We start from the raw sequence: 19,086 nt of genomic DNA, 5'->3' as shown, positions 1-19,086 counted from the left end.
GGTGGCTGCGGGCGTCTGGGAGGATATTCGGGCAGTCGAACGCCACGCACACGGCAAGAACACAAGGAGCGGACATGCCCATCGCGACCCCCGAGGTCTACAACGAGATGCTCGACCGGGCGAAGGCAGGCCAGTTCGCCTACCCGGCCATCAACGTCACCTCGACGCAGACGCTGCACGCCGCGCTGCGCGGCTTCGCCGAGGCGGAGAGCGACGGCATCGTTCAGATTTCCACCGGCGGCGCCGAGTTCCTGGGCGGCCAGTACAGCAAGGACATGGTCTCCGGGGCCACGGCGCTGGCCGAGTTCGCGCATGTCGTCGCGCAGAAGTACCCGGTGAACATCGCGCTGCACACCGACCACTGCCCGAAGGACAAGCTGGACGGCTACGTGCGCCCCCTGCTCGCCATCTCCGAGGAGCGCGTCGCCCGCGGCGAGAACCCGCTGTTCCAGTCCCACATGTGGGACGGCTCGGCCGAGACGCTGCGCGACAATCTGGAGGTCGCCGAGGAGCTGCTGGCCCGGGCCGCCGCCGCCAAGATCGTGCTGGAGGTGGAGATCACCCCGACCGGCGGTGAGGAGGACGGCGTCACCCACGAGATCAACGACAAGCTGTACACCACCGTCGAGGACGCCCTGCGCACCGCGGAGGCCCTGGGCCTCGGCGAGCGCGGGCGGTACCTGCTCGCCGCCTCCTTCGGCAATGTGCACGGCGTGTACAAGCCGGGCAACGTCGTGCTGCGCCCCGAGCTGCTGAAGGACCTCCAGGAGGGCGTGGCCGCGAAGCACGGCAAGGCGAGCCCGTTCGACTTCGTCTTCCACGGTGGCTCCGGCTCCACCCGCGAGGAGATCGCCACCGCGCTCGGCAACGGCGTGGTGAAGATGAACCTGGACACCGACACCCAGTACGCGTTCACCCGGCCCATCGTCGACCACGCCTTCCGCAACTACGACGGCGTGCTGAAGGTGGACGGCGAGGTCGGCAACAAGAAGGCGTACGACCCGCGCAGCTGGGGCAAGCTTGCCGAGGCCGGGATGGCCGAGCGGGTCACCCAGGCGTGCGGCGACCTGCGCTCCACGGGCACCCGGCTCAAGTAACGCGTCCGCCAGGAGGCACAGGAAGCAACTGGGCCTTCCACCGCGGACCCGGCAGACTGGACATCATGGCCATTCACGAAGACCTGCTCGGGGGCCCGCCCCCGACGCACCTGCCCGACGATCCGGAGCCCCGCGAGCTGCTCGCGGCCGGTACGGCCCCCGCCGAGGTGGCCGCGAAGTACCCGGCGTCCTCGCTGGTCTGGGCCCAGCTGGCGGACGACGCGTTCGCCGAGGGCCGCAGCATCGAGTCGTACGCCTTCGCGCGCACCGGCTATCACCGTGGCCTCGACGCGCTGCGGCGCAGCGGCTGGCGCGGCCAGGGCCCCATCCCGTTCGAGCACGAGCCGAACCGCGGCTTCCTGCGCGCACTCCATGCGCTGGCCCGTGCCGCGGCGGCCATCGGCGAGCAGGAGGAGTACGAACGCTGCGCGCAGTTCCTCCGCGACAGCTCCCCGACGGCGGCCGACACCCTGTCCTGACGGAGATCTCCCACCGAGGGCGCCCCGTGACGAAGCGGGGCGCCTTGTCCGTCGGCACCCGTACCCTGACGGCGACCAAGCCGTGAGGAGACAACGATGTCGCAACCGGTGACCGATTTCGGACAGAACGAAACCCCCTACGAGCGCTACGTCCAGGCGGACGTGCTGACCCACCTCCAACGACCGCTGACCGACGATCCGGGCGAAATGGCGTTCCTGGTCACGACACAGGTCATGGAGCTGTGGTTCACCGTGCTCGTCCACGAGTGGCGCACCGCCGTGGACGCGCTGCGCGCGGACCGGCTGCCCGCGGCGCTGGCGGCGCTCGGCCGCTCGGCGCACGAGCTGCGGGCGCTGAACGCCTCGTGGGAGCCGCTGGCGCAGCTGACACCGCGGCAGTTCAATGCCTACCGTTCCGCGCTCGGCGAGGGCTCGGGGTTCCAGTCGGCGATGTACCGGCACGTGGAGTTCCTGCTGGGCGAGAAGTCGCCCTCGATGCTGGTCCCGCACCAGGGCACGCCCCGGGCGCACGCCGAGCTGGAACGGGCGCTGCGCGCGCCGAGCCTGTACGACGAGGCGCTGGCGTACCTGGCCCGGCACGGCGCGGCGATACCCGACGAGGTGCTGCACCGGGAGCGCACCGGGCGGTACGAGCCGCATCCGGCGGTGGAGGCGGCGTGGCGGCGGATCTACGCGGCCGGCGGCGACGGCGGCCGGGGGACCGGTGCGGAGAGCGGACCGCTGCGGCTGGGCGAGGCGCTGACCGAGGTGGCCGAGCTGGTGTGGCGCTGGCGGTGCGACCACCTGGTGGCGACCCGCCGCGCGATGGGCGGCAAGGCGGGCACCGGCGGTTCGTCCGGCGTGGAGTGGCTGGAGAAGCGGGCCCGCAGGTGGGTGTTCCCCGAACTGTGGACGGCGCGCGGCCGGGTGTGAAAGCGTGCGGCGCCGCGGCCCGGTCGGGGCCGCGGCGCGGGGGGCCGTTCACCCGGCGGGAACGCCGGGCACGGGCACCGGTTCCGGCGCGGGCGTGGGCGGCGCGGCGGTGTCCTGGCCGGCAGTGGCGGTCAGCCGGGCGTACGCGACGATGTTGGAGTCGTAGCCGCCGTCCTGCGTCCACCGGCCGCCGCAGGTGATCAGCCGCAACTGCGGGGTGCCGACCGCGCCGTAGACCCGCTGGTCGGGAAAGTCGGACTTCGGGTACTGCTCGACCGAGTCCACCGTGAACACGGCCGTTCGGCCGTCGGCGCGGTCGATCTCGATGTTCTCGCCCGGCCGGAGCGAGCCGAGCCCCGCGAAGGCGGCCGGCCCGTCGTAGGTGTCCAGGTGGCCGACGAGGATGGCGGCGCCGCGTTCACCCGGCGCGACGCCTCCCGCGTACCAGGCGGCGCGCATCGCATCCTCGACCGAGGGCGAGGGCGGCGCCCCGTCCGGTGCCAGGTCGGCGCCGAAGACCTCGACGTCGGTGGCGAGTTGCGGAATGCGGACCCGCGTCGGGTCGGCCCGCGCCAGCGGCGCGGCCACCACGTCCGAGGGCTGGCCCGATATGGAGGCGTCCAGGTCCGCGGTCGATCCCGCGTCCGGCGCCGCGGCGGGCGCGTCCACCGCGCCGGGCCGGGACACTCCCTCGGCGATGCTGCTGGAGGCGCGCGCCTCGCGGACGTCGTCGCCTGAGCCGGGCGCGAGCACCCCGGCGGCCACTCCGATGGCGACGGCGGCGACCGCGGCCGCCACCTCCAGCCGCCGGCTGCGCACCGACAGCCGCTGCTGCCGAGTCCGCGCCGCGGGGCGGCCCGGTGCGGGCGCGGCCGGCCGCGGGCGGCGGCGTGCGGCGACGGCGCCGCGGCCGGCCGCGACGGCGCGCTGGGCCAGGGTCCGGCCGGCCGCCGCGAGCCGCGGCGCGCGGCGGCGGATCTTCGCAGGTACTTCGCCGGCGCGGCGGGCCGCGCCGGTCAGCTGCCGGGTGCGGGCGAGCGCCGCGAGCCGGGCCGGCCGTGGGGGGCGGGTCACGCGCCCGGCCCTCAGTAGTGGGTGCCGGCGGCGCGGCGGCGGCGGGCGAGGAACACGTAACCGGCGGCGCCGGCGACGGTCACGCCGCCGCCGATGGCGAGCGCGGTGGCCTGGGTGCCGCCGCTGTCCGAGGAGCCGGAGCCGCCGAAGCCGGCCGAGGCGCCGCCGGACGGGGTGCCCGCGGTGAAGGTGAACGACGTGCTCAGCGTCACACCGTCGGTGCAGCGGACGGTCACGGGGTAGCTCCTGCCGACCTGGAGGCCGCTGCGCTTGATGCGGCCGGTACCGACCCACTTGTTCTCGTGGGCCTTCCGCAGCGTGATGTGCCGCTCGAACGCGTCCGAGGTGGCCGGGCCGCTGGGGTGGCAGGACGATTTGACGGTGACCGAGGTGCCGGAGCCGCCCGCGCTGGGCGAGATGGTCAGCGGCGAGGCGTGGTCCCAGCCGGGTCTGGCGTCGTCGTGGGCGGCGGCCGGGGCGGCGGCGACGCCGAGGGGGAGCAGGGACAGGACCGCGGTCGCGGTGAGGCGGCTGGCGAAACGGTGCAGGGGCTTCATGGGTGACTGACCTCCGGTCGGCTGCCGCACGCGGGGTGGCGTGACGGGTTGTCACCCATGCGAACAGTGTGTGACGAGAAGCGCATCCGGAAGGCGTCCCCGCGGGTGCCGCATTGCTCCGCACGAGGGGAACGCGGCCCGCCGGCCGTGGCTGACGGGTCTTCAGCCGACGGCCGTCACTTGGTGTCCAGGTCCCGGCGCCGGAAGCCGAGCAGGCCGATGGGGATCAGCACCGCGCCCAGCGCCGTCAGGACGACCAGCGGTGCCCAGTTGAGGTCGGCGGCGGGCACCTGCGGGACGTGGCCGATGGGCGAGAGGTTGTACAGCCAGTCCGGCAGGTCGACGACCTCACCGAGGGCCGTCACGAAGAAGCCGTAGGCCGGTACGGCCCAGGCCGCCGCCGACGCCGAGGGGAACCAGCCGAACAGCACGGCGGCGATGCCCGCCGTCGTCCACAGCGCGGGGGCGTAGGCGAGCGAGGCCAGCGTCAGGCTGCCCAGCAGGCCGGTGTCGTCGGCCGACGCGGCGCCGGAGACGCCGAAGCCGACCCCGGCGAGCACCATGATCAGCGTGCCGCCGACGAGCGCGACGGCGAGGTGCCCGCCCAGCCACCTCGCCCGGGAGAGCCCCGTGGCCAGCACCGGCTCCGCCCGGCCCGCGGTCTCCTCGGAACGGGCCCTGAGCGTCGCCATCACCACGTACGCGGCGGCGACGACGGCGAGGAGGCTCATGATGACGGAGGCGAAGGACTCGACGAGGTCGCCGCCGAGCTGCTCCACGGTGCGCCGCAGCTGGTCGTTCTCCGCCAGCAGGTCCTCCGCGTCGCCCAGGATCGAGCCGTACATCAGGCCGAACAGCAGCCCGCCCGCGGCGAATCCGGTCAGCACCCCGCGGTGCAGCCGCACCGCGAAGCCGAGCGGCGTGGTGAGCGTCCCGCCGGCGACGGCACGGCCCGGGCGCGGCGGGCGCAACCCGGCCCCGACGTCCCTGCGCGTGCTGAGCCAGAAGGCGGCGGCGACGCCCGCGGCGGCCAGCGCCACGTTCAGCAGGAGGGGCCACCAGCGGTCGTCGACGTAGGGGTAGGTGCGCTGCGCCCAGCCGATCGGGGAGAGCCAGGCGAACGCGCCGGTGCCGACGTCGCCGACGGCCCGCAGCGTGTAGGCGACGGCGACCGCGGCCATGCCGAGCCCGGCGGCGCCGCGGGCGAACGGGGTGATCTGCGCGGTCAGGGCGGCGGCGGCGGCGAAGGTGATGCCGACCGCGGCGCTGCCCGCGCCGTAGAGCAGGGAGCCGTTCGCGGTGATGCTGTCGACGCCGAGCCCGGTCAGCGCGGCCGCGAGCAGCAGGCCGAGTACGGCGTTGGCGGCGGCGGCCACGATCAGCGCGGCCGTCATGTGGGCGTGCCGGCCGACCACGCTGGAACGCAGCAGCTCGGCGCGGCCGGTCTCCTCCTCGGTCCTGCTGTGCCTGACGACCGTCAGGACGCTCATGATGCCGATGGCGATGCCCATGAAGCCGATCATCTGGTGGGCGGTCATGGCGCCGTAGGTGTAGTCGCCGGCGAGGTAGTGCTCGGGGCCCGTCATGGCGAGCCCGGCCGGCCCCTCCAGGGTCTCCTTCACCGAGGCGCGGTCCTCGGCCTCGGGGTACTGGGAGGTGAAGCTGGAGACGGAGGCCAGCGTGACCAGCAGCAGGGAGCCGATCCACACCGGCAGCCTGATCCGGTCGCGCCGCAGGTTGAAGCGGACGAGGGTGCCGGTGCCGGCGAGGGCGTTGCCGTGGCCGGGCCCGCGCGGCGCGGCCACCGCGGGCGGCCTGGTCGCGGTGGCGGTCATCGGGCCGCTCCCGCGCCGTTGTTGCTCTCCATGGCCTTCAGCTCGTCGCCGTAGTGCCGCAGCATCAGCTCCTCCAGCGTGGGCGGGTGGCTGATCAGGCTGCGGATGCCGAACTCGCCGAGCCGGCGGACGGCGCCGTCGAGGTGCCGGCCGTCGACGCTGAACCGGAGCGTGCCGTGGGCGGCGTCGACGTCGTGTACGCCGGGCAGCTCGGCCAGGCCGGTGACCGGCCGCTCGGTCTCGGCCTCGATCGTGGTGCGGGTCAGGTGACGCATGTCGCTGAGCGTTCCCGACTGGACGATGCGGCCGAGCCTGATGATGCTGATGCGATCGCACAGCTTCTCCACCTGGGCCAGGATGTGGCTGGAGAGCAGCACGGTCCGGCCGGCCTGTTTGGCCTCGCCGATGACGTCCTGGAAGACGACCTCCATGAGCGGGTCGAGGCCGGCGGTGGGCTCGTCGAGCAGCAGCAGATCGGCGTCGGAGGCGAGCGCGGCGACCAGGGCGACCTTCTGCCGGTTGCCCTTGGAGTAGGTCCGGCCCTTTTTGGTCGGGTCCAGGTCGAAGCGCTCGATGAGCTGGTCCCTGCGCCCCGGGTCCAGGCCGCCGCGCAGCTTCGCGAGGAGGTCGATGGCTTCCCCGCCGCTCAGGTTGGGCCACAGCTCGACGTCACCGGGCACGTAGGCGAGCCGTTTGTGCAGCTGGACCGCGTCGTGCCACGGATCGCCGCCCAGCAGCGAGGCCGTGCCGGCATCCGCCCGCAGCAGCCCGAGCAGGACGCGGATGGCCGTGGACTTGCCGGCGCCGTTGGGGCCGAGGAAGCCGTGCACCTCGCCGGACGCCACCTCCAGATCGAGCCCGTCCAGCGCCCGCGTCCTGCCGAAGGTCTTGACCAGGCCGCTGACGGTGATGGCGTTGGTTGCCTCTGTCATGTTTCGAACCTACAGTTGTTTCACAATGTTGTGAAGCTAAGGAAGTGTCAATACGCCGTAGGCGGGGTGGCAGGATGGCACGGTGATCGAGCACCATACGACTGTCGGGGAAGCGGATGATCGGCTCGCGGGCGAGCCGTACACGGAGGCCATGGCGGCCGTCGTCGAGCGCCTCGCGGCCGACCTGACCCAGGCGGGCATGCAGCGGATGGCCTCCCGCGTCTTCGCCTGCCTGCTCATCTCGCACGAGCCGACGCTCAGCTCGGCGGCGCTGGCCCGGCGGCTCCAGATCTCGCCCGCGGCCATCTCCGGCGCGGTCCGCTACCTCGCGCAGATGCACCTGATCAGCCGCGAGCGCGAGCCCGGCTCACGGCGCGAGCGCTACCGCCTCCACCGCGACATCTGGTACGAGGCCATCGCCAGCAGGGACACCGCGCTGGCCCGCTGGATCGCCACCATGCACGCGGGCATCGAGGTCGTCGGCGAGCACAGCCCCGCCGGGGAACGGCTCACCGACACCGCCGAGTTCCTCGAATTCCTCGCGTCCGAGTTCGACGCGATCCTGACCCGCTGGAAGGAGCGCGGGGCCGGCCGCTGATCGGCCGGGCGCCGGTCAGCCGGGCCGGGCCGGGACCGTCAGCCGCAGCGCGCCGGGCAGCACCGTCCACGTCCGCGCCCGGGTCGGCCCCAGGTCGACCGCGTCCGCCCGGTAGCTGAACGCCGGTCCCGACACCGTCACCGAGGTCGCGCGCGCGGAGACGTCCGCGCCCGCGGGCCTCGGCCGCACCACCACCTCGGCCAGGCCGTCCGCCGCCCGCAGCGACACCCCCGCCACCGGCCGGTCCACGTCCGCGAGCACCCGCCCGTCCGCCTCCACGCGCAGCCGCTGCCGCGGCCGGTGAACCGTCCGCCACCACAGGGCCGTCGCCCCCGAGGGGCGGGCCCGCGGCGCCGGGATGCCGAGCGGGCCGAGCACCACGCCCCCCGCGTCGTCCGTCAGCACGTCGAGCCGCCGGTCGATGCCGGTGAGCACCGCGCGCGACGCGGCCACCGCGTCCGTCGGCACGCCGAGCGTCCGCGCCACCGCCACCGTCGGCCCCGGGCCGACCGGCACCATGGCCAGCGGGCTCATGTCCAACTCCCCGTTGCGGTGCAGCAGCTTCACGGCCCGCAGCAGTGCCCCGTCGTCCCCGACGATCACCAGCCGCCGCCCGCGCCGCCTGGCCAGCACCCGCGTCAGCGCCTGCGGCCCCTCCAGGACGCACACCTTGACCTCGCCGGGACCCGCGCACAGGACGTCTCTGGCGATCCGTACCGCTTCCCCATCCGTCCGCCGCGCCGTCGGGTCGATGACGATGAGCACTGACTGTTCGCCTCCCGGCTGCGTCTCCCGTAAGCTCTCTGTGCAAGAGCCCCTGTCGCGATTGCGCCAGGGGTTTCGTCGATCCGGGGCAGCCCTTGCGTAGATGCCCCGCTCGAAAGGGGTGTACGCCTGTGCCCGCACTTGTGCTGCTCGGCGCTCAGTGGGGTGACGAAGGCAAGGGAAAGGCCACCGACCTGCTCGGCGGCTCGGTCGACTACGTAGTGCGCTACCAGGGCGGCAACAATGCCGGCCACACCGTCGTCGTCGACGGGCAGAAGTACGCGCTGCACCTGCTGCCCTCCGGGATTCTCTCCCCGGACTGCACCCCTGTCATCGGCAACGGCGTCGTCGTGGACCCCAAGGTGCTGCTCTCCGAGCTGAGCGGCCTCGCGGACCGCGGCATCGACACCTCCCGGCTGCTGCTCAGCGGCAACGCCCACCTGATCACGCCGTACCACCAGACGCTGGACAAGGTGTCCGAACGCTTCCTCGGCAAGCGCAAGATCGGTACCACGGGCCGGGGCATCGGCCCCGCCTACGCGGACAAGATCAACCGGCAGGGCATCCGGGTCCAGGACCTGTTCGACGAATCGATCCTCCGCCAGAAGGTCGAGGCCGCGCTCGACCACAAGAACCAGGTGCTCGCCAAGCTCTACAACCGCCGCGCCATCGTCACCGACCAGGTCGTCGAGGAGCTGCTCGGGTACGCGGAGAGCCTGCGCGGGTACGTGTGCGACACCGTGCTCGTGCTCAACCGCGCGGTGGACGAGGGCAAGGTCGTGCTGTTCGAGGGCGGCCAGGGCACGCTCCTCGACGTCGATCACGGCACCTATCCGTTCGTCACGTCCTCCAACCCGACCGCGGGCGGCGCCTGCACCGGCTCCGGCGTCGGGCCGACGCGCATCAGCCGCGTCATCGGCATCCTGAAGGCGTACACCACGCGCGTCGGCGCGGGCCCGTTCCCCACCGAGCTGCACGACGAGGACGGCGAGGCGCTGCGGCGCATCGGCGGCGAGTTCGGCGTGACGACCGGCCGGGACCGGCGCTGCGGCTGGTTCGACGCGGTGATCGCCCGCTACGCGACCCGCGTCAACGGGCTGACCGACTTCTTCCTCACCAAGCTGGACGTCCTGACCGGCTGGGAGCGCATCCCGGTGTGCACCGCCTATGACATCGACGGCCGGCGCGTGACGGAGCTGCCGTACAACCAGACCGACTTCCACCACGCCAAGCCCGTCTACGAATACCTGCCGGGCTGGAGCGAGGACATCTCCAAGGCCCGCAGCTTCGAGGAGCTGCCGAAGAACGCGCAGTCCTACGTGCTGGCCCTCCAGGACCTCTCCGGCGCCCCGATCTCGGCGATCGGCGTCGGCCCCGGGCGCGACGAGACCATTCAGATCAACGCGTTCGTCCAGAAAACCTAATCGACCGTCCGACGGCCGCGGGCCGGCCGCGTGTTCGCCACGCGGCCGGCCCGCGGCCGTCCTCCTGCCCGGTGTCAGTCGGCGCTCCCCGAGTACTCGGCCGTGAAGCCGCCGGTGCCGTCGCCGCCGTACGGGGTGAACTCGATCGACTCGGCGTCCTCGAAGGTCTCGACCGGCTCCCACTCCAGGCGGTAGGACGGCAGCGGGTCGCAGTCCCCGCTCGTCGTGTCGCCCGGACCGACCAGGATCGAGGCCCCGTCCTCCCGCTCCGAGACCAGCGGCGCTTCCCAGGTGCAGGTGCCGTTGGTGTAGGTGAGCGCCAACTCGCCCGCGGACGCCGAGTAGGCGGTGGTGATCTCGTAGTCCGAGGACGAGTAGACCTGGTCGTAGATGCCCAGCGGCATGCCGTCGCCGCCGGCGCTCAGGTACGACGAGCTGAGCTCCGCAGACAGGGCGCCCGCGGTCCACAGCAGCGAGCCGTCGTTCTGCACCTCGATGGTCTGCTCCCCGTACGGCTCGCACCGGGACGGGTCGTCGTCGGGCACCGTGTCGGTGACGCCGGCGCCGTTGAGCGTCAGCGTGCCGTCCCCGGCCGAGACCAGCTCCGACTCCTCGGTGCACAGCAGGGTGCTGAGCAGGGTCCACTGGGTGGCCACGACGTCGCCGCCCGAGCCGTCGGTGAGCTCCAGCCGCTGGTACCAGCCCTTCGGCTCACCGTTCTCCATCACCTCGCCCTCCCAGTCGCCCACGAACTCGGAGCCCACCGTGGCGTCCCCTGGCGGGGTGGTCTGCGGATCGGACGGCTCGGGATCGGTCGGCTCCGGGGTGGTCGGGTCGACGGTCGGGCCCGTCGCCGTCGGCCCCGGCGGCTCCGGGTCCTCGTCGTCGCCGCCGAGGGCGACGACCGCGACACCCGCCGCGACGGCGAAGACCACGACCGCGGCGACGATGATCCACGTGATGTTCTTGCGCTGCCCGCCGGGCGCGCCGTGTCCGCCGTGTCCGCCCGGGCCGTGCCCGCCGGGACCGCCGGGACCTCCGGGGCCGCCCGGGTAGGCGGGCCCGTACGGGCCCTGGAGCGAGGCCACCTCGGGCGGCACGGGCGAGCCGTAGCCCGGCGTGCCCTGGGCCTGCGGGTAGCCGTAGCCGCCGGGCTGCTGCGGGTAGCCGTACCCCGCGGGGGGAACGGCCGAGGTCATGGTCGCCATCCCGTCGACGCCCGAGTTCGGCGGCGGGCTCGGCGGCGGCGTGGCCGGGGTGCTCAGCTGGGTCGGCGTCGGCGGGGCCAGCGGCGCCGTGGGCGGCGGCGGGCTCGGCATGGCCGTGGGGGGCGGCGGGCTGGGCATGGCCGAGGGCGGCGCCGGGGTCGGCGGAACGCTCGGCATGGCCGGCGGCGGCTGCGTCGTGGGCGGCGGCGGGGCCTGGAGCGGGTCCTCGGAGTCCAGCAGCTCCACGGCGTGCCGGCCGAGCTTCGCCACCAGGGCGCCCGGCAGCCAGGGCTCCTCGTCGTCGTCGGTGGTGGTCGCGGCGAGCAGCTCGTCCAGGCTGGGGCGCTCCGCCGGGTGCTGGGCCAGGCAGCGTTCGACCAGCGGCCTGATGTTCTCGGGGACCTGCGAAAGGTCCTGCTGGCCCTGGACTATTCGCAGCATCAGCGCGGTCATCGCGCTGTTGGCGTCGCCGAACGGCGTGCTCGCGGTGGCCGCGAAGGTGAGCACGGAGCCGAGGCAGAAGATGTCGCTCGCCGCGGTCAGCACTTCGCCGCGGCACTGCTCGGGCGACATGAAGCCGGGCGAGCCGACGGCCGCGCCGGTGCGGGTCAGCCCTTCGCCGCCGGCCTCCAGGGCGCGGGCGATGCCGAAGTCGATGACCCGCGGCCCGTCAATCGTGATCATGACGTTCGACGGCTTGAGGTCCCGGTGCACCAGACCCGCGGCGTGAATGTCGCGCAGAGCCTTGACCAGGCCGTTCGCCAGGACGAAGAGGGTACGCTCGGGCAGCCTGCCGTAGGTGTGGGAGACGACCTCGTGCAGCGAGGGCCCCGCGACGTAGCCGGTCGCGACCCACGGCGTCTGCGCTTCGGTGTCACAGCCCAGCACCGGCGCGGTCCAGTCGCCGCCGACCCTCCGTGCGGCGTCCACCTCCTGCTGGAAGCGCCTGCGGAACTCGGGCTGTGCCGCGAGTTCGGGCTGGACCAGCTTGACGGCCACCGTGCGCCCGCGGTCGGAACGGGCGAGATACACGCTGCCCATTCCGCCGGCGCCCAATTTACCCAGCAGCCTGTAGTGGCCCACCCGTTGCGGATCTGTCGGCCCGAGCGGTTTCATGCTGTGTTACTCCTCTTCGCTCCGGTAAGCCTCATGAGAATACGGGCGCCCGTACGCACCGGTGAGGACAGAGGCCGAACCGTGATCGGTTCCCGATCCTGCCGTGAGGCCGGGAACCCGTGCTGTTTCGTGACATGGGGCACACCTAGTCGTTGCGTTCGAACTCGCCGGGGTCGCTGTCCAGCGCGGTGAGCCAGATGACCTTGATCGTGTCGTCGTCGTCCTCTTCGTGCCACAGCCGGAAACCGGAGTAGACACCGCAGTCCGGATCGGAGACCGACTCGTCGAGGACATCGGGTCCGAGCGTGATTTCCCTCCCCTCGACCTTGACGAGGCGGTTGTCCCACGCGCAGACCAATTCGCCCGCCTCGGAACGCTCGAAGCGCAGGACCGGCTCCCCGATCGGACCCTGGGAGATGGTGATGATGTCCTCGCCGTCGACCTCTTCGCCGTCCAGGCCCTCGTCACGCCACTCGTCGCGCCACGCGCCGAGCAGCGTTTCCGGCACGTTCGCCTCGGAGGCGGTGTCGGCCGGGCTCAGCGTCGCGGTCTGCTCGCCGTAGTTCCACGTCATCTCCTCGCCGTTCCCCGACAGCTGGAGGGTCTGCGGCGTGCTGTTGTCGCGGCACGTCTCGGTGGTCTGGTGCGAGGGAACGGCCCAGGCGGACTCCTCGGTGAACGACAGCCGTTCCTCGAAGGAGTCGAGACGCACCTCGTAGGAGCACAGGATGGTCGGGCTGAGGGTCAGGGCGCTGCCGACGATCTCGCCTTCGGCCCCCTGCGTGATCTCGAAGCGCAGCTCGCGCACTTCGCCGCTCGCGTTCTCGTACTCGCCCTGCCAGGCGCCGAGATAGCCCTCGTCGATGGCGGCGTCCGAGCCCGAGCCCGAGCCGCCGGTCAGCTGCGTCGCGACCACGACGCCGAGCACCGCCATCACCACGAGTACCGCGCCGACGGCGAGTATCGGGACCGCGCGGCGCCGCCGCGGCGCCGCAGGTCCTGCGCCCGTGCTGCCGTACGGCGAGGGGCCGTAGCCGCCGAGCGAGGGGATGGAGGGAACGTCGGGCCGGTACGGGGTGTTCGGCTGCGAGTAGGGAGAAGGCACGGGAACGGGCCGCGGCTGCGGGGTCGCGGACGAGGGCCAGGACGGCGGCGCCGGCCGGGTCGGGCCGGGGTCGAGCGGCGTGGGGCCGACGGCGGTCGGGCCGGCGGCGCCGGTAGCCGTCGGGTCCGCGGGCGCGGCGGCGATGGCGCCGGTGGCGGTGGGGTCCGCGGGCTCCGCGGGGACGGCGCGGGCGTCGGTGCGGCTCTCGGGGTTCTCCGAGTCGAGCAGGGCGACGGCGTGCCGGCCGAGCTGGGCGACCAGCTCGCCGGGCAGCCACGGCTCCCGCGAGTTGTCGGGGGTGGTCGCGGCCAGCAACTCCTCGACGCTGGTGCGCCGTTCGGGCTCCTTGACCAGGCAGCCCGCTATCAGCCGGCGCAGACCCTCGGGTATGTCGGTGAGGTCGGGGCCCTCCTCGGCGATGCGGAACATGAGGATGTGCACGCCGGAGTCCAGGGCGCCGAACGGGGTGCGCCCCGTCGCCGCGTACGCGAGCAGCGATCCGTAGCAGAACACGTCGCTCGCCGGGCTGATCTGCTGGCCGCGGACCTGCTCGGGGGACATGAAGCCGGGCGAGCCGACGGTGGCGCCGGTGCGGGTGACGCCCTCGCCCGGGGCGGACTCCAGGGCGCGGGCGATGCCGAAGTCGATGACGCGCGGCCCGTCGATGGTGAGCAGCACGTTGGACGGCTTGAGGTCGCGGTGCACCAGACCGGCGTCGTGGATGTCGCGCAGCGCGTGGGCAAGACCGTTGGCCAGCAGGCGGACGCTGCGCTCGGGCAGCGGACCGTAATCGCGGCTGACGATCTCGTGCAGGGAGGGACCGGCGATGTAGCCGGTGGCGACCCACGGCACCGGGCCCTCGGTGTCGGCGTCGAGGACGGGCGCCGTCCATCTGCCGCCGACGCGGCGGGCCGCGGCGATCTCCAGCGAGAACCGCCGCCGGAAGTCCGGCTCCTGGGCCAGGGCGGAGCGGATCGTCTTGACGGCCACGGTACGGCCGCGCTCAGAACGGGCCAGGTACACCTGGCCCATGCCCCCCTCGCCGAGCCGGCCGAGCAGCCGGTACGCACCGATGCGGTGCGGGTCCTGTGGCATCAGCCGGTCCATACGGAACAGACTCCCCCGATTGTTTCACGTGGTTGTCTCACCGAGGATAGAGGTGAACGCGGTGGGCGCGTATGCGGGTCAGAGCCGCCGGTGCGGCGGCCACGCGCGTTCATCTCGGCCCGGTGAGCCGGTTGTGCTGCATGGTGGTCAGCCGCCTCAGGAACACCACGGCGGCCAGGGCGGCGGCGAGGCACAGCACCTGCTCCACGGCCCCCAGGTTCCCCCGCGTCACGGCCTCGTCCCAGTCGTCCGCCTCGTGCCACGGGTCGCCGCTCACGACGATGCCGTACACGATCCAGCCCAGCAGCAGCGTCCACCAGGTGTTGACGAGGCCGACGGCGGGGTGCGGCAGCGGGTGCGAGGCCCGCCAGATGTCGTCGGCGATCTGCTTGGGCAGCGCGAGGTTGGCGAAGGGGACGAACCAGAAGATGACGGCCCGGTTCGGCCGGTAGCGGATGCGGCCGGGCGCGAACGCCTCCGCGTTGCAGCGCATCCGCCGGAACCAGATCAGCCAGACGACGAAGATCGCGATTTGGAGCAGGCCGACGAGCGTGGTCAGCACGTCGAGCGTGGTCTTGCTCCCCTCGGCGGCGTCCGCCACGGAGGAGAAGAGGAGATACGGGTCGGCTTTCCGCTCCTCGCGCAGGTCGCCGAGCAGTTGCAGGTGGACCACGAGCGTGACCACGACGAGCAGGGCCATGACGGCGAACAGCCAGGTCAGGGCGTTCGCCAGGGCGCTCGCCCGCCGCGGCTCCGGCGGCGGCCCCTGCGGCACGGCCGGGCCGGGCGCGGGCCAGGCGTGGCCGGGCGGCGGCGGCGTCCGCCACGGCGGCGGTGTGTGCGCGCCGGGTGCGTGCGCCGGCGGCGGAGTGCGGACGGGCGCCGCGCCGGGCGCGTACGCCGGTGCGGTGTACGTGAGGGGGTGCGCGGTGGGGGCGCCCGCGGTGATGTGGGCCGGCGCCCCGCCGGGGCGCGGCGGCGCGGTCGGGGGCGCGGGCGGGCCGGCCGCGGCGGCCGGGTCCTCGCTGTCCAGCAGGGCCACGGCGTGCCGGCCGAGCTGCGCCAGCACCTCGGCGGGCAGCCAGGGCTCCGCCTCGGCGGCGGTCCCGGTGCGCTCCAGCAACTCGGGGATGCCTGGGCGTCGTTCCGGGTCCTTGTCCAGGCAGTCGCCGACGAGGCCGAGGAGAGCGTCGGGAATGCCGTCGAGCGCCGGGTCCTCTTCCACGATGCGGAACATCAGGGCGTGGCCGCCGCTGTCCGCGGTGCCGAACGGGAGTCGGCCGGTGGCCGCGTAGGCCAGCACGGCGCCGAGGCAGAAGATGTCGCTCGCCGTCGTCAGCCGCGCGCCGCGCACCTGCTCGGGGGACATGAAGCCGGGCGAGCCGATGACCGCCCCGGTGCGGGTCAGCCCGCCCGAGGTGACCGCGTCCAGGGCGCGGGCGATGCCGAAGTCGATGACGCGCGGCCCCTCGATCGTGATCATGACGTTCGACGGTTTGAGGTCGCGGTGCACGAGCCCGGTGGTGTGGATATCGCGCAGTGCCAGGACCAGGCCCCTGGCGAGGAACGTCAGGGACCGCTCCGGCAGCGGGCCGTAGTCCTCGGCCACCACCCGGTGCAGGGTGGGCCCGGCGATGTACCCGGTGGCGACCCACGGCACCCGGCCCTCGGTGTCGGCGTCCAGCACGGGCGCGGTCCACTCACCGCCCACCCGGCGGGCGGTGGCGATCTCCTGCGCGAAGCGCTCCCGGAAGGCGCGCTCCCTGGCCAGGGCCGGCTGGATGGTCTTGACGGCCACCGTCCTGCCGCGCTGTGAACGGGCGAGGTAGACCTGCCCCATCCCGCCCTCGCCGAGCCGGCCGAGCAGCCGGTAACCGCCGATGGCCTGCGGGTCCTCCGGCTCCAGCGGTCTCATGCGCGCTTTTCCTCCCCCGGAAGGCGTGATCAGGTCGCAGGCAGGATAGGTCAACCGGCCGCGGCCGGGTCCCCGTGTGCCGCGGCCCGTGCGCCGGGCCCGGACGCCGCCGGTCCGGCCGCCGCAGTGTTGAGGACGCGCGGTCCCCGCGAACGGTTCTCGCCCGCGCGCGGTCAGCCGCGGGTGTCCGGCAGTCCGTCCATGACCTCGGACAGCCGGGTGAGCACCGCGAGCACGTAGCGGAACTCCTCCGGCCCGCCGAGCGCTTCGCCGAGTCGCGCGGCGAACTCCGTGTGCGCGGGCCCGACGCGCGCGACCGCGGCGCGTCCTTCCGCGGTCGGCGCGAGCAGCTTGGCCCTGCGGTGCGCCGGGTTCTGCCGGTACTCGGCGAGGCCGCGCCCGACCAGCAGGTCGGCGATGCGCTGCACGCTCTGCCGGGTGATGCCCATGGCCCGCGCGATCCCGGCGACCGGCAGCGGCTCGCGCAGCACGGCGCCGAGCACCTGCCACCACGCCGCGGTCAGCCCCGCGGGGCGCGCCATGCGCTCCGCGGCGGCGAGGAACTGGCCGTTGAGGCGGAAGACCGCCAGCGCACTGCCCGAGAGCAGCGCCGGGTCCGCGGGCTCCGCGGGGTCCGCCGGGCCGGCGGGCCGCTCCGTTCCGCTCATCCGGCCGCCGCCACCGTCGGGTAGGCGGACGCGTCGGAGTGCGCGAACAACCGGAACCAGGCGTCGAGCACGTGCGGCTCGAAGACGCCGAGCCTGGCGAAGATCTCGCGGGCGAACGCCTCCGGGTCCGTGGGCCCAGCGGTGATGAGGTCGCCGTCGGTCACCGCGTCCGCGTCCAGGTAGCGCGAGCCGCCCGCGTAGCCGCTGGCGTCGAGCACCTGCCGGTCGGCGCCGGTGTGCGCGCGGCCGTCGAGCAGCCCGGCCCGCGCCAGGCCGAACGCCGCCCCGCAGATCGCGGCGACGGGCACCCCGGCGTCGAGGAAGGCGCGGGCCGCGCGGGCGAACGGCGCCAGCGCGTCCCCGGTCAGCCACAGGTCGGCGCCCGGCAGGATCAGCAGGGCGCTGTCCTCGGGGCGCAGCAGATCCAGCGTGGTGTCCGGCAGGATGCGCAGGCCGCCGACGGTGGTGACCGGCGCGTCCGTCGCGGCCACCGACACCACCCGGTGGCCGCGCCTGGTCAGCTCGGCCGTGGCGTGCCCGGTTTCCCAGTCGGCGAGCGTGTCGTACACGGCCAGATGCACGGTCTTCCGCATGGTGTCCTCCGGTCTCCGCCCGTCTCTGCGCCCGTCTCTGCGCGCGTCTCTTCCCGTCATCATTGACAGCATACTGTCGTATAAGCGGTATGCTGTCAATGGAAGGGGTCTAGGCTGGACCGCCGTGATTCAACGCAGCACCTTGCGCGAACAACTGGCCGACGCTCTTCGGGAGGAAATACTCGCCGGGCGGCTGGCCCCCGGCGGCGAGTTCACCGTGCGCGAGATCGCCGAACAGTACGGCGTCTCGGCCACGCCGGTGCGCGAAGCCCTGGTGGACCTCTCGGCCCAGGGCCTGCTCGAGGTCGAACAGCACCGCGGCTTCCGCATCCGGCGCTTCTCGCTGACCGACTACCGGCACATGGTCGAAGCCCAGCGGCTCGTCAGCGACGGGATACTGCACGCCGACCCGGGGTTAAGCCTGCGCGAGGCGGTACCCGAGGCGTTCACCTCCATCCGTCGCCGCGCCGCCGCGGCCAGGCAGGCCGCCCTGGCCGGTGACCTGGACATCCTCATCGCCTACGACCTGCGCTTCTGGCGCGAACTCGACGCGCTGCTCGGCAACCCCCACATCGGCGAGTTCCTCGACCGGCTGCGCGTCGCCTGCTGGGCGTTCACCGTGCCCCGCCTGCGCCGGCAGCCCGGCCTCGCCGGGCGGCTCTGGTCCGGCCACCTCGAACTGGCCGACGCCGTCGAACGGCAGGACGCCGCCGAGACCGGCCGCCTGCTGCAGGCCCACCGCTCCCACGCACTTGAACTCGCCGCTCAACTGGCCGGGGCGTGACCGCCCTTCCAGGCCCTACGCTGGCGGTACGCAACCGTTCGAGAGAAAGCCGTTACGTGGCCTGTGACCTGTGGCTGGTCCCCCTCGTCGATGTGCTGTGCCACAGCCCCGACAACCCTTTCGCCGACGAGCTCGCCGAGTACGACCGGGCCCTGGCCGAGGCCGGGCTGCCCCCGGTCCCGGTGTACGGCTACGTCCCCGGCATGTCCGGCTCGGTGGCCCCCATCGCCGGCTTCGACTACGCGGCCCTGCACCTGCTGCGCCGCGCCTACCTGCTCCAGCTGAGCGGCCTGCCGGTCTCGCCCGCCGACGAGCTGGACGGTGACTACCAGCAGCTGCTCGAAATGTTCGAGGCGAGCGCCCAGCAGGCGCACCTCGTGTGGCACTTCGACCACGCGGGCGCCTACGTGCCGGTCGACTTCCCGCACCCGCTGGTCAACGAGTCGCTGCTGGCCGGCGGCGGCCCGCTCGGGTCGAGCCACGGCCTGCTGCGCGAGCTGGAGCTGGTGGCCCCCGTACTCGACATCAACCCGGTCAACCCGCCGCCCGCCCCCGACCCGCCGTCGCGCCCCACCAGCCTGGAGGAGCCGGCCGCTCTGCCCGGATACGGCGAGGGCCCGTTCGCCAGAGAACGCCACGTCTGGCTCGGCCTGCACGCCGCGGCGACCCGGAGCCTCGCCCAGGGGTCCATGATCGTCTTCAGCTGACCCCGCATCCGCCCTCCCCGGGCGGGGGTCACCCGCCGCCGTGCCGCGTCCGGCCCGGGATGCGTGCCGCGGCGGCTCCACGACCGTCCTCGGCCGAGTCGGCGGGTGCGCCACGGCGCACCCGCCGGCCGCGCCCCGGCCCGCGCCGTTCCCGCGGTGTCCGTACCGGCCCGGCCCGGTGTCCGTGCC

Annotated in this window: 17 protein-coding genes; 7 read left to right on the top strand and 10 right to left on the bottom strand. The window is 73.6% G+C overall.

Annotated features, from left to right (window positions below; genetic code table 11):
• Positions 1-74: 74 nt before the first annotated feature.
• The 3 genes from fbaA (at position 75) to STBA_RS16205 (ending at position 2,509) form a co-directional block, all read left to right on the top strand.
• Positions 75-1,097, top strand: coding sequence for a class II fructose-bisphosphate aldolase (gene fbaA, locus STBA_RS16215; RefSeq protein ID WP_077059936.1), 1,023 nt, complete (start codon positions 75-77; stop codon positions 1,095-1,097).
• Positions 1,098-1,162: 65 nt separating this feature from the next.
• Positions 1,163-1,576: a DUF3151 domain-containing protein gene (locus STBA_RS16210; RefSeq protein ID WP_077059935.1), complete on the top strand. Its 414-nt coding sequence runs from the start codon at positions 1,163-1,165 to the stop codon at positions 1,574-1,576.
• A 96-nt stretch (positions 1,577-1,672) separates the two neighbouring features.
• Positions 1,673-2,509, top strand: a complete 837-nt coding sequence (locus STBA_RS16205; protein ID WP_077059934.1) for a tryptophan 2,3-dioxygenase family protein — start codon at positions 1,673-1,675, stop codon at positions 2,507-2,509.
• 48 nt (positions 2,510-2,557) lie between these two features.
• Here the strand turns inward: STBA_RS16205 and STBA_RS16200 are convergent, their stop codons facing one another.
• From STBA_RS16200 to STBA_RS16185, 4 genes are all read right to left on the bottom strand, one after another.
• Positions 2,558-3,583 (bottom strand): class F sortase, encoded by a 1,026-nt coding sequence (locus STBA_RS16200; protein WP_077059933.1) that lies wholly within the window; start codon positions 3,581-3,583, stop codon positions 2,558-2,560.
• A gap of 11 nt (positions 3,584-3,594) precedes the next feature.
• Positions 3,595-4,140, bottom strand: coding sequence for a hypothetical protein (locus STBA_RS37810; protein WP_077059932.1), 546 nt, complete (start codon positions 4,138-4,140; stop codon positions 3,595-3,597).
• Between the two features lie 176 nt (positions 4,141-4,316).
• On the bottom strand, positions 4,317-5,975 hold the full coding sequence (locus tag STBA_RS16190) for an ABC transporter permease (protein ID WP_077059931.1): 1,659 nt from the start codon (positions 5,973-5,975) through the stop codon (positions 4,317-4,319).
• Entirely contained in the window at positions 5,972-6,907 is a 936-nt protein-coding gene (locus STBA_RS16185) for an ABC transporter ATP-binding protein (RefSeq protein ID WP_077059930.1), read from the bottom strand. Before STBA_RS16185 ends, STBA_RS16190 begins: the two co-directional genes overlap by 4 nt.
• 82 nt (positions 6,908-6,989) lie before the next feature.
• Between STBA_RS16185 and STBA_RS16180 the strand changes: the two genes are divergently transcribed.
• On the top strand, positions 6,990-7,505 hold the full coding sequence (locus STBA_RS16180) for a MarR family transcriptional regulator (protein ID WP_253194769.1): 516 nt from the start codon (positions 6,990-6,992) through the stop codon (positions 7,503-7,505).
• 15 nt (positions 7,506-7,520) lie between these two features.
• On the opposite strand, the gene STBA_RS16175 is transcribed toward STBA_RS16180, so the two are convergent.
• Positions 7,521-8,270: a diacylglycerol kinase family protein gene (locus STBA_RS16175; protein ID WP_077059929.1), complete on the bottom strand. Its 750-nt coding sequence runs from the start codon at positions 8,268-8,270 to the stop codon at positions 7,521-7,523.
• Between the two features lie 131 nt (positions 8,271-8,401).
• Between STBA_RS16175 and STBA_RS16170 the strand changes: the two genes are divergently transcribed.
• Complete coding sequence (locus tag STBA_RS16170) at positions 8,402-9,694, top strand: adenylosuccinate synthase (RefSeq protein WP_077059928.1); 1,293 nt, start codon at positions 8,402-8,404, stop codon at positions 9,692-9,694.
• A 74-nt stretch (positions 9,695-9,768) separates the two neighbouring features.
• Here STBA_RS16170 and STBA_RS16165 read toward each other — a convergent pair whose 3' ends face one another.
• The 5 genes from STBA_RS16165 to STBA_RS16145 form a co-directional block, all read right to left on the bottom strand.
• Positions 9,769-12,018: a serine/threonine-protein kinase gene (locus tag STBA_RS16165; RefSeq protein WP_079251959.1), complete on the bottom strand. Its 2,250-nt coding sequence runs from the start codon at positions 12,016-12,018 to the stop codon at positions 9,769-9,771.
• Positions 12,019-12,163: 145 nt separating this feature from the next.
• Positions 12,164-14,230 (bottom strand): serine/threonine-protein kinase, encoded by a 2,067-nt coding sequence (locus tag STBA_RS16160; protein ID WP_077059926.1) that lies wholly within the window; start codon positions 14,228-14,230, stop codon positions 12,164-12,166.
• A 109-nt stretch (positions 14,231-14,339) separates the two neighbouring features.
• Positions 14,340-16,145 carry a DUF4328 domain-containing protein gene (locus STBA_RS16155; RefSeq protein ID WP_077059925.1) on the bottom strand — a complete coding sequence of 602 codons (1,806 nt, stop codon included), beginning with the start codon at positions 16,143-16,145 and terminating at the stop codon, positions 14,340-14,342.
• A 173-nt stretch (positions 16,146-16,318) separates the two neighbouring features.
• Positions 16,319-16,813, bottom strand: a complete 495-nt coding sequence (locus STBA_RS16150) for a MarR family winged helix-turn-helix transcriptional regulator (RefSeq protein WP_077059924.1) — start codon at positions 16,811-16,813, stop codon at positions 16,319-16,321.
• Positions 16,810-17,406 carry a DJ-1/PfpI family protein gene (locus tag STBA_RS16145; protein WP_077059923.1) on the bottom strand — a complete coding sequence of 199 codons (597 nt, stop codon included), beginning with the start codon at positions 17,404-17,406 and terminating at the stop codon, positions 16,810-16,812. Before STBA_RS16145 ends, STBA_RS16150 begins: the two co-directional genes overlap by 4 nt.
• Positions 17,407-17,533: 127 nt before the next feature.
• On the opposite strand from STBA_RS16145, the gene STBA_RS16140 reads away from it, so the two are divergent.
• Both STBA_RS16140 and STBA_RS16135 read left to right on the top strand, forming a co-directional pair.
• Positions 17,534-18,190 (top strand): GntR family transcriptional regulator, encoded by a 657-nt coding sequence (locus STBA_RS16140; protein ID WP_253195238.1) that lies wholly within the window; start codon positions 17,534-17,536, stop codon positions 18,188-18,190.
• A gap of 56 nt (positions 18,191-18,246) precedes the next feature.
• Entirely contained in the window at positions 18,247-18,897 is a 651-nt protein-coding gene (locus STBA_RS16135; RefSeq protein ID WP_077059922.1) for a hypothetical protein, read from the top strand.
• Positions 18,898-19,086: the final 189 nt, after the last annotated feature.

It is taken from the genome of Streptomyces sp. MP131-18 (assembly GCF_001984575.1).
GTDB lineage: Bacteria > Actinomycetota > Actinomycetes > Streptomycetales > Streptomycetaceae > Streptomyces > Streptomyces johnsoniae.
The sequence above is the reverse complement of the archived record's forward strand: the minus strand, read 5'-3'. Positions and strand labels throughout refer to the sequence as shown.

Excerpts from the sequence above, each read along its gene's own strand:
- fbaA (WP_077059936.1), top strand. The coding sequence starts at position 75 with ATGCCCATCGCGACCCCCGAGGTCTACAACGAGATGCTCGACCGGGCG.
- STBA_RS16210 (WP_077059935.1), top strand. The coding sequence starts at position 1,163 with ATGGCCATTCACGAAGACCTGCTCGGGGGCCCGCCCCCGACGCACCTG.
- STBA_RS16205 (WP_077059934.1), top strand. The coding sequence starts at position 1,673 with ATGTCGCAACCGGTGACCGATTTCGGACAGAACGAAACCCCCTACGAG.
- STBA_RS37810 (WP_077059932.1), bottom strand. The coding sequence starts at position 4,140 with ATGAAGCCCCTGCACCGTTTCGCCAGCCGCCTCACCGCGACCGCGGTC.
- STBA_RS16190 (WP_077059931.1), bottom strand. The coding sequence starts at position 5,975 with ATGACCGCCACCGCGACCAGGCCGCCCGCGGTGGCCGCGCCGCGCGGG.
- STBA_RS16185 (WP_077059930.1), bottom strand. The coding sequence starts at position 6,907 with ATGACAGAGGCAACCAACGCCATCACCGTCAGCGGCCTGGTCAAGACC.
- STBA_RS16165 (WP_079251959.1), bottom strand. The coding sequence starts at position 12,018 with ATGAAACCGCTCGGGCCGACAGATCCGCAACGGGTGGGCCACTACAGG.
- STBA_RS16160 (WP_077059926.1), bottom strand. The coding sequence starts at position 14,230 with ATGGACCGGCTGATGCCACAGGACCCGCACCGCATCGGTGCGTACCGG.
- STBA_RS16155 (WP_077059925.1), bottom strand. The coding sequence starts at position 16,145 with ATGAGACCGCTGGAGCCGGAGGACCCGCAGGCCATCGGCGGTTACCGG.
- STBA_RS16150 (WP_077059924.1), bottom strand. The coding sequence starts at position 16,813 with ATGAGCGGAACGGAGCGGCCCGCCGGCCCGGCGGACCCCGCGGAGCCC.
- STBA_RS16145 (WP_077059923.1), bottom strand. The coding sequence starts at position 17,406 with ATGCGGAAGACCGTGCATCTGGCCGTGTACGACACGCTCGCCGACTGG.